This is a genomic window from Pseudomonas sp. 9.2(2024) (assembly GCF_039695385.1).
Classification (GTDB): Bacteria; Pseudomonadota; Gammaproteobacteria; order Pseudomonadales; family Pseudomonadaceae; genus Aquipseudomonas; species Aquipseudomonas paraglycinae.
The window spans coordinates 4,465,074-4,478,467 of record NZ_CP155585.1; the positions used below are offsets into that span (position 1 = coordinate 4,465,074).

At 60.8% G+C, this 13,394-nt stretch carries 12 protein-coding genes; 5 read left to right on the forward strand and 7 right to left on the reverse strand.

Annotated elements, in window-relative coordinates; genetic code table 11:
• Positions 1–31: 31 nt before the first annotated feature.
• The gene (locus ABFB52_RS20020; protein WP_007951609.1) at positions 32–565 is read right to left on the reverse strand and encodes a cupredoxin family protein; all 534 of its coding nucleotides are present in this window, start codon (positions 563–565) and stop codon (positions 32–34) included.
• Between the two features lie 154 nt (positions 566–719).
• Here ABFB52_RS20020 and ABFB52_RS20025 point away from each other — a divergent pair, with 154 nt between their 5' ends.
• Entirely contained in the window at positions 720–1,400 is a 681-nt protein-coding gene (locus tag ABFB52_RS20025) for a heavy metal response regulator transcription factor (protein WP_007951608.1), read from the forward strand.
• Positions 1,400–2,737, forward strand: coding sequence for a heavy metal sensor histidine kinase (locus ABFB52_RS20030; protein WP_129973232.1), 1,338 nt, complete (start codon positions 1,400–1,402; stop codon positions 2,735–2,737). The genes ABFB52_RS20025 and ABFB52_RS20030 overlap by 1 nt, the downstream gene beginning before the upstream one ends.
• Before the next feature lie 119 nt (positions 2,738–2,856).
• On the opposite strand, the gene ABFB52_RS20035 is transcribed toward ABFB52_RS20030, so the two are convergent.
• The 3 genes from ABFB52_RS20035 to ABFB52_RS20045 all read right to left on the reverse strand — a co-directional run bounded on the left by ABFB52_RS20035 (position 2,857) and on the right by ABFB52_RS20045 (position 6,106).
• Positions 2,857–4,101, reverse strand: coding sequence for a lipoprotein-releasing ABC transporter permease subunit (locus ABFB52_RS20035; RefSeq protein ID WP_011335181.1), 1,245 nt, complete (start codon positions 4,099–4,101; stop codon positions 2,857–2,859).
• A 63-nt stretch (positions 4,102–4,164) separates the two neighbouring features.
• Complete coding sequence (gene lolD, locus ABFB52_RS20040; RefSeq protein ID WP_162831788.1) at positions 4,165–4,848, reverse strand: lipoprotein-releasing ABC transporter ATP-binding protein LolD; 684 nt, start codon at positions 4,846–4,848, stop codon at positions 4,165–4,167.
• A gap of 7 nt (positions 4,849–4,855) precedes the next feature.
• Positions 4,856–6,106, reverse strand: coding sequence for a lipoprotein-releasing ABC transporter permease subunit (locus ABFB52_RS20045; protein WP_039772786.1), 1,251 nt, complete (start codon positions 6,104–6,106; stop codon positions 4,856–4,858).
• 94 nt (positions 6,107–6,200) lie between these two features.
• Between ABFB52_RS20045 and ABFB52_RS20050 the strand changes: the two genes are divergently transcribed.
• A complete protein-coding gene (locus tag ABFB52_RS20050) occupies positions 6,201–6,782 on the forward strand; it encodes a PilZ domain-containing protein (RefSeq protein WP_129973231.1) in 582 nt (193 codons plus the stop codon).
• A 14-nt stretch (positions 6,783–6,796) separates the two neighbouring features.
• Positions 6,797–7,519, forward strand: coding sequence for a glycerophosphodiester phosphodiesterase (locus tag ABFB52_RS20055; RefSeq protein WP_007953017.1), 723 nt, complete (start codon positions 6,797–6,799; stop codon positions 7,517–7,519).
• Between the two features lie 42 nt (positions 7,520–7,561).
• Here the strand turns inward: ABFB52_RS20055 and sthA are convergent, their stop codons facing one another.
• Both sthA and ABFB52_RS20065 read right to left on the reverse strand, forming a co-directional pair.
• Positions 7,562–8,956, reverse strand: coding sequence for a Si-specific NAD(P)(+) transhydrogenase (sthA, locus tag ABFB52_RS20060; protein WP_007953019.1), 1,395 nt, complete (start codon positions 8,954–8,956; stop codon positions 7,562–7,564).
• Positions 8,957–9,153: 197 nt separating this feature from the next.
• The gene (locus ABFB52_RS20065; RefSeq protein WP_256656675.1) at positions 9,154–10,203 is read right to left on the reverse strand and encodes an FAD:protein FMN transferase; all 1,050 of its coding nucleotides are present in this window, start codon (positions 10,201–10,203) and stop codon (positions 9,154–9,156) included.
• Positions 10,204–10,256: 53 nt separating this feature from the next.
• On the opposite strand from ABFB52_RS20065, the gene ABFB52_RS20070 reads away from it, so the two are divergent.
• Positions 10,257–11,549, forward strand: coding sequence for an MFS transporter (locus ABFB52_RS20070; RefSeq protein WP_085654378.1), 1,293 nt, complete (start codon positions 10,257–10,259; stop codon positions 11,547–11,549).
• A 65-nt stretch (positions 11,550–11,614) separates the two neighbouring features.
• Here the strand turns inward: ABFB52_RS20070 and ABFB52_RS20075 are convergent, their stop codons facing one another.
• Complete coding sequence (locus ABFB52_RS20075) at positions 11,615–13,078, reverse strand: glyceraldehyde-3-phosphate dehydrogenase (protein ID WP_007953026.1); 1,464 nt, start codon at positions 13,076–13,078, stop codon at positions 11,615–11,617.
• Positions 13,079–13,394: the final 316 nt, after the last annotated feature.

The window sequence follows — 13,394 nt, forward strand, 5'->3', positions numbered from 1 at the left end:
TCTACCAGCCTTTGCTCCCGCCTTTGAGTGCTTACTGACTGACAGTCAGTTTGCCGACCATTCCGGCCTGGTAATGCCCGGGAATGTTGCAGGCAAACTCCAGGTTCACCGCTTTGCTGAAGGTCCAGGTCAACTCGGCGGTTTTACCGGGCTCCACCAGCACACTGTTGGGGTCGTCATGCTTCATGCCGTGGCCCATCGAGCCGTGATCCATGCCCGCCATGTCGTGGGACATTTCCTTCATGCCGGTCGGCGTGAGCATGCCGCTTTGCTGCATCTGTAACATTTCCTGCTGATGTTTTGCATGCATCGCCGCGTCGCCGAGGTTGAATTCGTGCAGCAACTGGCCTTTATTCACCAGCACAAAACGAACGGTCTCACCGGCCTTGATCTCGATCGCCTTCGGATCGAAGCTCATGTCGCCCATCACCACTTCAATGCTGCGGGTGGCCTTGGCCGCCGGGGCCGGCTGGCCGAAGTCATAGGTGTGCGCCGGCGATGCCCACAGCGGCGAACTGAGCGCCAGCAGACACGCGGCAAGGGCCAGACGGTTGCGCAAAAACATAGTCGTACTCCAACAATTCAAGGTTCAGCCTGTGGGAAACTCTAGCCCGCCTGCGCTGGCAGCGACCTGACAGGCAGATTACAACTTTGTCAGGTTGGCGCTCACCGCGTTTGCCCACGGTATAACGTCCTCGTTCCCGCAACCCGAGTCGCCCATGAAACTGCTGATCGTCGAAGACCAACCCAAAACCGGCCAGTACCTGCGCCAGGGCCTGACCGAGGCCGGTTTCAACACCGAACTGGTGGCCGACGGCACCACCGGCCAGCAATTGGCGTTGAGCGGCGACTATGCGCTGCTGATCCTCGACGTGATGCTGCCCGGTCGCAATGGCTGGCAGATTCTGCAAGCGGTGCGCAGCGCCGGTCTGGAAACGCCGATCCTGTTTTTGACCGCCAAGGACACCGTTGAAGACCGGGTTCACGGCCTCGAACTGGGCGCCGACGACTACCTGGTCAAACCGTTCGCCTTCTCCGAATTGCTGGCCCGGGTGCGCAGCCTGTTGCGTCGCGGCAGCTCCACGCCCCAGGAAACCAGCCTGCGCCTGGCCGATCTGAGTCTGGACCTGATCCGCCGCCGGGTCGAACGCAGCGGTCAACGCATCGACCTCACCGCCAAAGAGTTCGCCCTGCTGGAAATGCTTCTGCGCCGCCAGGGCGAAGTGCTGCCCAAATCGCTGATCGCCTCGCAGGTCTGGGATATGAACTTCGACAGCGACACCAATGTGATCGAAGTGGCGATTCGTCGACTGCGTCTGAAGATTGATGACGACTTCCCCCACAAGCTGATTCACACCGTACGCGGCATGGGTTACGTCCTTGAAGAGCGTGCCGACTGATGCGCCGACTGTCCTTGAGCGGTCGGCTGGCGCTGTTGTTCGCCGGCTGCACCGCCGTGGTTTCGCTGGTCGCCGGGGTCGTTTTCAATCGGGCCAGCGAGGGTCACTTCATCGAGCTCGACCAGCAACTGCTCGAAGGAAAACTGCTCAGCGTACGTCAGACACTGCTGAGTGGTAGCGACGCCGCGCACATCACCGATGAGTTGAGCCAACAGGGCGATGTCTCGCTGCGCATCAGCAGCCCTGAGGGACAACGCTGGTTCGGCCGTTCGTTGCATACGCCGGCGAATCTGCCGCAGCAACCCGGTCTGGCCACCATCAGCGACAACGGCACCGACTATCGCCTGCTCAACGCCGCGCTTGAACCGGAAAAACCGGATTCCCCGCAATTGACCTTGCTGCTTGACATCACCCACCACCAACACTTTCTGCAACGCATGCAGCATCTGATCTGGCTGACCGTCGGCCTGTCGGCGCTGGCTACTGCGCTGCTCGGCGCCTGGGCGGCCCGCAGCGGTCTTCGCCCGTTACGCCGCATGAGTGCGGTGGCCCGTGGGATTTCGGCGCAATCGCTGAATGCCCGACTGCCGGAAGCGCGGATGCCCGCAGAACTCGCGGAACTGGCCCACAGCTTCAACGCCATGCTCGGACGCCTCGATGACTCCTTTCAGCGACTGTCAGCGTTCTCCGCCGACATCGCCCATGAGCTGCGCACCCCATTGTCGAACCTGCTGACCCACACGCAGGTCACTCTCACCCGCCCTCGCCCCCTCGAAGACTATCGCGAAGCGCTGCACAGCAACCTGGAAGAGCTGCAATGGATGGCGCAACTGGTCAACGACATGCTTTATCTGGCCAAGGCCGACCACGGTTTGCTGGTGCCCAAGCGTGAACCGCTGGAGCTGGCGGAAGAAGCCGATGCGTTGCTGGAGTTTTTTGCGCCGCTGGCCGAAGACGCTCAGGTCAGCCTGAGCCGTGACGGTTATGGGCGGTTTGCAGGGGATCGCGCGATGTTGCGTCGGGCGCTGTCGAACCTGCTGGATAACGCGTTGCGCTTTACCCCTGCTAACGGCGAAGTATGCGTGCGGGTAGCCGAGCAGGCGAAATCCTTGAGCGTGACGGTGGAGAACAGTGGCGAAGGGATTTCTGCTGAGTTGCTGCCGCGCTTGTTCGACCGCTTCTACCGGGCGGATCCGGCGCGCCAGGAAGGCAGCAGCGAGCATGCGGGATTGGGGCTGGCGATTACTCAGTCGATCATCCGGGCCCATGGCGGGCAGATTCATTGCGAATCGGCTCAGGGCTGGACGCGGTTTGTGATTGAGTTGCCTCGAAGCTGATCGTTCCCACGCTCTGCGTGGGAATGCAGCCCGGGGCGCTCTGCGCCCCTTAAGAGCCGAACGCGGAGCGTCCGTTGATGCATTCCCACGCGGAGCGTGGGAACGAGCATCGCGTGAACTTACGAATAGCGCAACGCGTGCGCCGGTTCGATCTTCGCCGCTCGCCAGGCCGGGTAAACGGTGGCCAGGAAGCTGAGGATGAAGCCCGCCGAGCAGATCAACAGCACGTCGCCGCCCTGCAATTCCGATGGCAGGTTGCTGACGAAATAAACGTCCGAACTGAAGATGTGCTGCCCGGTCACTCGCTCGACCCAGCCCACCATCTCACTGACATTCAGCGCAGCAATCACGCCCAGCACGCCACCGATGATGGTGCCGACGATGCCGATCACCGTGCCCTGCACCATGAAGATCGCCATGATCTGCCGTGGTGTGGCGCCGATAGTGCGCAGGATCGCGATGTCCGCGCCCTTGTCGTTTACCACCATGATCAGGGTCGCGATGATGTTGAACGCCGCCACCGCGACGATCATCAGCAGCAACAGGCCGATCATGGTTTTTTCCATCTTCATCGCGCTGAACAGGCTGCCCTGGGTGTGGGTCCAGTCGTCAGCCTTGAAGTCGGCGCCGAGGCCGCTGGCGATGTCCGACGAAACCTTCGGCGCGGCGTACAGATCCTTCACCGCCAGACGCACGCTCTGCACCTGATTCGGCTCCCAGTGCTGCATGGTCGCGGCGTCGGAGACGTGGATCAGGCCCATGGAACCGTCGAGTTCGGCACCGACCTTGAACACGCCGACCACGTTCAGGCGCTGCATGCGCGGGGTGATGCCGCCCGGTGCGGTGCTGACTTCCGGCACGATCAGGGTAATCTTGTCGCCGACGTTGAGGCGGAAACGCCGGGCAGTGATTTCACCCAGCACTACGCCGAATTCACCAGGCTTCAAGGCATCGAGACGGCCCTGAACAATGTGCTGGGCAACGATCGACACCTTGCCTTCCTGAGCCGGGTCGACGCCGCTGATCTGGATCGGCTGCATCATGCCCTTGTAGGACAGCATGCCTTCCATCTCGGTGAACGGCACGGCGGCGGTCACTTCCGGGTTCTTCATCGCAGCGGCGGCCACTGGCTGCCAGTCGTCGATCGGCTTGACGCCGACGATGGTCGCGTGAGGCACCATGCCGAGGATGCGCGAGCTCATTTCGCGCTGGAAGCCGTTCATCACCGACAGCACCACGATCATCGCCAGCACGCCGAGGGCGAGGCCGATCATCGAGGTCATCGATATGAACGAAACAAAGCGATTGCGGCGCTTGGCGCGGGTATAGCGCGTGCCGATAAAGATCGATAACGGTCTGAACATTCGCTGGGGCACCGTATAAAAATAAAAGACCCGATGCCTTTTCAGGCACCGGGTTTCAAGCCGTCAGATGGGGGTCAGGCAACCTTCCTGCAATTGCAGGACGCGGTCCATCTGGCGAGCCAGGTTCATGTCGTGAGTCACCACCAGAAACGCCGTGCGCATCGAAGTGCTGAGTTCCAGCATCAGATCCTGAATGCCTTCGGCGGTGTGGGAGTCGAGGTTGCCGGTCGGCTCGTCGAGCATCACCAGCCCTGGATTGTTCACCAGCGCACGGGCGATGGCCACGCGCTGACGTTCGCCACCGGACAGTTCTGCCGGCTTGTGTTCCAGGCGATGGCCCAGACCCACTCGCTCCAGCAACGCCGTGGCACGCTGACGTGCTTCCGGGATCGCGGTCTTGCCGATCAGCAGCGGCATGCAGACGTTTTCCAGCGCGGTGAATTCCGGCAGCAGGTGGTGGAACTGGTACACGAACCCGAGGGCGCGGTTACGCAGCAGGCCACGCTTCTTTTCGCTCAGCGCCGACAGCTCTTCACCGTCGAGCCAGACACCGCCCTTGGTCGGCGTGTCGAGACCGCCCAGCAGGTTGAGCAAGGTACTTTTGCCCGAACCGGATTTGCCGACGATCGCCACCCGCTCACCCGGATGCAATTCCAGTTGCAGGTTGGCCAGCACTTCCACCGACTCCGGGCCTTCCTCGTAGGATTTACCCAGGTTGCGGCAGCTCAAGATTGCTTTTTCACTCATGCCCGACTCACTCATAACGTAGCGCCTCCGCCGGCTGGGTGCGCGCGGCACGCCAGGCTGGATACAGGGTGGCGAGGAAACTCAGGACCAACGCAGCGGCGCAGACCATGACCACGTCCTGGCTCTGCACCTGCGACGGCAGGTAATCGATGAAATACACATCGGCGTTGAGGAATTTGTGTCCGATCACGCCTTCGAGGGCCGAAATCGCGGCGCTGACATTGAGCGCGGCGAAGATCCCGACCACGGCGCCGATGGCCGTGCCGACCACGCCGATCACCGTGCCCTGCACCATGAACGTGCGCATGATCGTACCCGGCGTAGCGCCCAGTGTGCGCAGAATGGCGATGTCGCCCTTCTTGTCGTTCACCACCATCACCAGCGTGGAAATGATGTTGAACGCGGCCACGGCGACGATCAGCAGCAACAGCAGGCCAATCATGGCTTTTTCCATGCGGATCGCCTGATACAGATTGCCGTGGGTACGGGTCCAGTCGCGGGCGTAGTAACGGTCTTCGCCGAGGCGTTGGGCGATGTTCCACGCCTCACGCGGCGCCTGGAACAGATCGTCGAACTTCAGGCGCAGGCCCTGTACCTGATCAGGCTTCCAGCGGTGCATCTTCGCCAGATCCTGCAGGTTGGTGACGCCCAGGTAACCGTCGAGTTCACCGGCGCCGACATGGAAGATGCCGACCACGGTGAAGCGTTTCATGCGCGGGAACATCCCGGCCGGGGTCACGCTGACCTCCGGCGCGACGAAGGTGATCTTGTCACCGAGGCCCACGCCGAGCTTGGTCGCGGCCTTGTCGCCGATCACGATGCCGAAGCTGCCCGGCGTCAGATCGTCGAGTTTGCCCTGCTTCATGAAGTTGTCGATGATCGAGACGTTGCGTTCCAGCGCCGGATCGATGGCATTGAGCAACACCTTGGACACCTGGCCGTTGTTGGTCAGCAATCCCTGCATCTGGGTAAACGGCGCAACGGCCGCCACCTGCGGGTTCTGCTTGACCTTGGCGGCCAGGCTCGGCCAGTCGTTGATGGCTTCACCGGACTCGATGGTCGCGTGGGGCACCATGCCCAGCACGCGGGTGCGCATCTCATGATCGAAGCCGTTCATCACCGACAGCACCACGATCATCACGACCACGCCAAGGGCGAGCCCGATCATCGAAGTCAGGGAAATGAATGACACAAAATGATTGCGACGCTTTGCACGGGTATAACGCGTGCCGATAAATACGAAGAGAGGTCTGAACATGTCGGGGCTTGTTCGGAGGGAAAAGGAACGTCCTTGTGGCGGGGGTCGATAACCAGCTTTACACTCAGACCACCGCCGCTACCATGGGTTCGCCATGTCGACATTAGATGAAGAAGATCGCCGCGAATACTACCGTATCGAGGACACGATCGCACTGGAAATTCGGCCCCTGTCCGCTCCCGAAGCCGCAGGCCAGGAAGTGTTGCAGGATGCTTCTCCACTATTCAACCTGCTCAGCGAATTGCACCTGAGCGAATTCGAGTCGCAGCACCTGCTGCGCCAGATCAGCGAACGCGACCGCGCCATCGCGGCGTTCCTGAAATCCCAGAACAAACGCATCGACCTGCTCAGCCAGGTGGTCGCCCTGACCGTGCTCGGCCATATCGGCGAGCCGCAACCGGTGATCATTTCCGAGGGCGGCATCGACTTCCAGCACCCGACCCCGATCGCCACCGGCGCCCACCTGTCGATGAAACTGGTGCTGATGCCCCAGGCGCTTGGCCTGTTGCTGCGCGCACGCGTCACCCATTGCGACCGCAAGGGCGACGGCTACGACGTCGGCACCGAGTTCGAACACCTGACCGACGCCCAGCGCCAGTTGCTCGCCCGCTATATCTTGCAGAAGCAGGCCCAGGAACGACGTCTGGCCCGCGAACAGAACGAATCAGGCATCTAAATTAAGGAAGAACCGTGACCCTTATCTACGGCCACCGCGGCGCCAAGGGCGAAGCACCGGAAAACACCCTGAGCAGTTTTCAGGAATGTCTCAAGCACGGCGTGCGCCGCTGCGAGCTGGACCTGCACCTGTCCAAGGACGGCGAGCTGATGGTCATCCACGACCCGACCCTCAAGCGCACCACCGACCGGCGCGGCAAGGTGGTCGAGCACACCGCCGCCGATCTTGTGACCTACGACGCGCGCAAGGGCGGCCCGGGCTGGATCAAGCCATGCCCGATTCCGACCCTGGAAGAACTGTTCGAAAAGTGCGATTTCGAGCACTGGCAGCTGGAAGTCAAAAGCGCTTCGCGCACCCGCGCCGCGACCACCGTGCTGGCGATCCGTGAAATGGCGGTCAGACACGGGCTGCTCGACAAGGTGACAATCACCTCGAGTTCGCGGGAAGTATTGAAGGCTGCGCTGGATCTGGTGCCCGACGTGTCACGCGGCCTGGTGGCCGAATATGCCTGGCTCGACCCATTGAAGGTCGCGCAAAGTTACGGTTGCGAGATTCTGGCGTTGAACTGGACGCTGTGTACGCCGGAACGCCTGCAAAAGGCGCAGCGTCAGGGGCTGCATGTGTCGGTGTGGACCGTCAACGAGCCTGCGCTGATGCGCAGACTCGCCGACTTCGGCGTTGACAGCCTGATTACAGACTTTCCCGGTTTGGCCACTGCCACCCTCGGGAATTGCTGAAATCGGTCTCCCCGGCCGGCTCAGGCCACCGGCCGGAGCCCGTCAAAAAAGCCGATTGAGGCCGTCGTACGCCGCTACCCGATAGGCTTCGGCCATGGTCGGGTAGTTGAACGTCGTGTTGACGAAGTACTTCAGGGTATTCAGTTCGCCCGGCTGGTTCATGATCGCCTGACCGATGTGCACGATCTCCGACGCCTGATAACCGAAGCAGTGAACGCCCAGCACTTCCAGGGTTTCACGGTGGAACAGGATCTTCAGCATGCCTTGCGGCTCGCCGGCGATCTGTGCACGCGCCATGCTCTTGAAGAACGCCTTGCCCACTTCGTACGGCACTTTGGCCTGGGTCAGCTCCTGCTCGTTCTTGCCGATCGAGCTGATCTCCGGAATGGTGTAGATGCCGGTCGGCACGTCATTCACGAAACGCCAGCTGCCATTGTCGACGATGCTGCCGGCGGCCGAACGGCCCTGGTCGTGGGCGGCACTGGCCAGGCTCGGCCAGCCGATCACGTCACCGGCGCCATAGATGTTCTGCACGCAGGTGCGGTAGTTCTCGTCGACTTCGATCTGACCACGGCTGTTGACCTTGACCCCGATGTTTTCCAGACCCAGCTGGTCGGTGTTACCGGTACGGCCGTTGCACCAGAGCAAGGCGTCGGCCTTGATCTTCTTGCCGGACTTCAGGTGCAGGATCACGCCGTTGTCCACGCCTTCGACGCGGTCATACTCTTCGTTGTGACGCACGGTGATGTTGTTGTTGCTGAAGTGGTAGCTCAACGCCTGGGAGATTTCCGAGTCGAGGAAGCTCAGCAGCTGACCGCGGTTGTCCACCAGTTCGACCAGCACACCCAGACCGCTGAAGATCGAAGCGTATTCACAGCCGATCACGCCGGCGCCGTAAACGATCAGTTTGCGCGGGGTGTGGCCGAGGCTGAGGATGGTGTCGCTATCGTAGATACGCGGGTGGTGGAAATCGATGTCCGCCGGGCGATAAGGACGCGAACCGGTGGCGATGATGATGTGCTTGGCCACCAGTTTCTCGACCACGCCGTTGGCGCAGACCACTTCGATGGTTTGCTCGTCGGCGAAGCTGCCGGTACCGAAGAACACGTCGACGCGGTTACGGGCGTAGTAGCCGGTACGCGAAGCGACTTGTTTGGAAATGACTTTCTCGGCGCTTTTCAACACGTCCGGGAAGGAGAACCAGCGCGGCTCGCCGATCGCACGGAACATCGGGTTGGTGTTGAACTGCATGATCTGCCGCACCGAGTGACGCAGGGCCTTGGACGGGATGGTGCCCAGGTGGGTGCAGTTGCCGCCGACCTGGCGACGGCTGTCGACCATCGCCACCTTGCGCCCTGCTTTGGCGGCGTTCATTGCCGCGCCTTCTCCCGCCGGGCCGGAACCCAGCACCACCACGTCGTAGTTGTAGACAGCCATGCGTACTCCTCAGAACAGGCCGCGGTGCCAGCAGCACCGGCGGCTAAATCACGCCGAACGACGGCGCGAAGGAACAATTGGGGGCCAGTAGAAAACCCGGACACAGTCTATAGAAGCGTCAACGCCGCGCACATTAACCCTTGGTCGCGTCGTAGGCTACTTTTGCCTGCACTACAACGCCAGCTTTCGTACTGTTCTCAGTCAACTTTTGCGCCACTGAGCCGTTCGAAAGCGTGACTGGTGCGTGTGACGAAACCTGTATCGGCACGAATCACAAAGAATGCACCAATGTCGTGTTTTTCCGCATAGTCCCAGGCCCTTTCAGGCCCGAGAATCAGCAACAGCGTCGATAGTCCATCGGCCATCAGCGCTGAAGGATGAATTACCGTGACCGACGCCAGATCGTGTAGGACCGGCGCACCGGTCCGGGCATCGAAGGTGTGGGAATAGCGCCGGCCATCTTGCTGAAAATAGTTGCGGTAGTCGCCGGACGTGGACAGGCCATAGCCATCGACATTGATGACTCGCTCTGCCACCTGCTGATCGTCACGCGGTTCTTCCAGAGCGATACGCCATGGCGAACCATCAAGCTTTTTTCCGGACGCCTTGAGCTCGCCGGTGGCTTCGGCAAGGTAATCATGAATGCCCAGGGCCTCGAGCCGCGTGGCAATGGTGTCGACCGCGTAACCGGCGGCGATGCTGTTGAAATCCACCTCGACCGCCGCGTCCTTGCACAAGCGATCGCCGTCGATGCGCAGGTGCTGATGGCCGACCCGCTGCCGCACTTCGGCCAGCGCCGCCGCATCCGGGACTTTTTCTTCACGCCCTTGCGGGCCGAATCCCCATAGATTCATCAGCGGCTCAACCGTGAGGTCGTAGGAGCCTTCGCTTTGTTGCGACAGCTGCTCGCCCACGTGGATCAATTCAAGGATCGGTGCGGGCATGATCTGACAGCGATCAGCCGGCAATGCATTGAAGCGCGAGATGTCGGTGTCTGCGCGGTAAGTCGACATTTGCCGGTCGACGTCCGCGAGGATTTTTTCCACTTCGACACGCACCTCCTGCGGGGCAGGCAGATTGGCGTGGCGCACGTACTTGATCAAATAGGTGCTGCCCATCGTCGGGCCACCGAAAGTCTCAAGGGAATCGCCGTTGCCACAGCCGGCCAAAACCCAGCCCAGCAGCACGAGAATTCCCCACCGTCCAGTTAACAATTCTTCATCTCCCCGCAAAACCGCGCCGGCCATTATGGGCTACGAGCGCAACGCTTTCTTACAAGATTTAGAGTGAGTACCTACCCATGTCCTCCACGACCGGCAAAGGCAAGGCGATTTTTCGCGTTGTCAGCGGCAACTTTCTCGAGATGTTCGACTTCATGGTCTACGGCTTCTACGCCACGGCCATTGCCAAGACCTTCTTTCCCACCGACAGCGCCTTCGCGTCCCTGATGCTTTCCCTGGCCACTTTCGGCGCCGGCTTCCTGATGCGTCCGTTGGGGGCGATTTTTCTCGGCGCCTACATCGACCGTCACGGCCGCCGCCAGGGCCTGATCATCACGTTGGCCCTGATGGCGGCCGGCACCGTGCTGATTGCCTGCGTGCCGGGCTACGCCACCCTTGGGGTTGCCGCGCCGTTGATCGTGCTGTTCGGCCGATTGCTGCAAGGCTTCTCGGCCGGCGTGGAATTGGGCGGTGTGTCGGTGTATCTGGCGGAAATCGCCACGCCCGGCCGCAAGGGCTTTTTCGTCAGTTGGCAGTCAGCCAGCCAGCAAGCGGCGGTGGTATTCGCCGGGCTGCTCGGTGTCGGCCTCAACCACTGGCTGAGCCCGGAACAGATGGGAGAATGGGGCTGGCGCGTGCCGTTCCTGATCGGCTGCATGATCGTCCCGGTGATCTTCGTCATCCGCCGCTCGCTGGAGGAAACCCCGGAGTTCCAGGCGCGCAAACATCGCCCTACCCTGCAGGAAATCGTCCGTTCGATCGGTCAGAACTTTGGCATCGTCATCGCCGGCATGGCGCTGGTGGTCATGACGACGGTGTCGTTCTACCTTATCACCGCCTACACCCCGACGTTCGGCAAGGCGGAACTGCACCTGTCGGACTTCGATGCGTTGCTGGTGACCGTGTGCATCGGTCTGTCGAACTTCTTCTGGCTGCCGGTGATGGGCGCGGTGTCCGACAAGGTTGGACGTAAACCCCTACTGTTGGCGGCGACGATTCTGGCGATCCTGACCGCTTACCCGGCACTGTCGTGGCTGGTGGCGAACCCGAGCTTCAGCCACTTGCTGATCGTCGAGTTGTGGCTGTCGTTCCTGTACGGCTCGTACAACGGGGCGATGGTGGTTGCCCTCACCGAGATCATGCCGGTGGAAGTTCGTACGACCGGTTTCTCGCTGGCCTACAGCCTGGCGACCGCAACCTTCGGTGGCTTTACGCCGGCGGCCTGCACTTACCTGATCCATGTGCTGGACAACAAGGCGGCACCGGGGATCTGGCTCAGTGGCGCAGCCGTATTGGGCCTGATCGCTACGCTGGTGCTGTTCCGTGGCAACAGGCACGAACTGCGCACGGCACAAGCCGCCATCCCCCGCTGAGACAAATCGCGCACAAACAAAAACGCCCCGACCTAAGTCGGGGCGTTTTCATTTGCAGCTAAAGCTTAGCGCGGGAACGCTGGCGGGTTTACACCGGCCATGTCTTCCATCACGCGGATCACCTGGCAGCTGTAGCCGAACTCGTTGTCGTACCAGACGTACAGAACAACGCGGTTGTCTTGAACGATGGTCGCTTCAGCATCGACCACACCGGCGTGGCGCGAGCCCACGAAGTCGGTCGAAACCACTTCCTGCGAGTTGACGAAGTCGATTTGCTTGTGCAGATCGGAGTGCAGCGCCATGTAGCGCAGGTACTCGTTCATCTCTTCACGAGAGGCGGCTTTCTCAAGGTTCAGGTTGAGAATGGCCATCGACACGTTCGGCGTCGGAACACGGATCGCGTTACCGGTCAGCTTGCCGGCCAGCTCAGGCAGGGCCTTGGCAGCAGCGGTGGCAGCACCGGTCTCGGTGATCACCATGTTCAGCGCGGCGCTACGGCCACGGCGATCGCCCTTGTGGAAGTTGTCGATCAGGTTCTGGTCGTTGGTGTACGAGTGAACGGTTTCGACGTGACCGTTGATGATGCCGAACTTGTCATTCACGGCTTTCAGCACCGGCACGATGGCGTTGGTGGTGCAGGAAGCGGCGGACACGATCTTGTCGTCAGCAGTGATTTCGTTGTGGTTGATACCGTGAACGATGTTCTTCAGCTTGCCTTTGCCAGGCGCGGTCAGAACAACGCGGTCGATACCCGGGCACTGCAAGTGCTGGCCCAGGCCATCGGCATCACGCCATACACCGGTGTTGTCCACCAGCAGCGCATCTTTGATGCCGTACTGGGTGTAATCCACTTCGGTAGGGTTCTTCGCGTAGATAACCTGGATCAGGTTGCCGTTGGCGGTGATGGTGTTGTTTTCTTCATCGATGGTGATGGTGCCGTTGAACGAACCATGTACCGAATCGCGACGCAGCAGGCTGGCGCGTTTGGTCAGGTCGTTTTCGGCGCCCTTGCGCACCACGATGGCACGCAGACGCAGGCCGTCGCCGCCACCGGTTTTCTCGATCAGGATACGCGCCAGCAGACGGCCAATACGACCGAAGCCGTACAGAACAACGTCGGTGCCCTTGCGTGCCGAAGCGTTTTGCTGGCCAACCACGTCAGCCATTTCTTCGCGAACGAACTGCTCGGCGGTACGACCGTTGCCTTCGTTGCGGAATTTGTACGCCAGCTTGCCCAGATCTACCGAGGCCGCGCCGAGCTTGAGCTCGCTCATGGCCTTGAGCAGTGGGAATGTTTCGTGGACGGAGAGTTCGCTGTCGTCGGCAGAACGGTGGCGAGCAAAGCGGTGAGCTTTGAGAATCGCGATGACAGACTGGTTGATCAGGCTGCGGCCATAGATCGAGCTCACCACGTTGTTGTTGCGGTAGAGCTGACCGATAAGCGGAATCATCGCTTCTGCGAGTGCTTCACGGTCGATCCATTCACCAAGACACTGGTCGGGCTTCTGAGTCACGGTAACCTTCCACATGTAGGGGCAGAAAAAAGGGGCTACATTATGCCGCCGAGAACCTCTTGTAGCAATGCGCGCTTGTCGCGCAATCGGTAACAAAAATCCGTCCAAAAAAATAACGCTCCCCGCCAGCCCAGTAAAACCGGGGCTTCCAGCGCAGCCATTTTTTCGACGACTGTTAGACGATGTCTGTAACCCTCCGTAACACCACCAACATTTGGCACTACATAACCGTAAAAAAAGCGCTGGTTTTTATGGTTACCACTACATTTTTTCGAAACAGCGCAGATAGACGCATCCTGCAACTGACAGGCGGCACCGGACGCCGCTACAA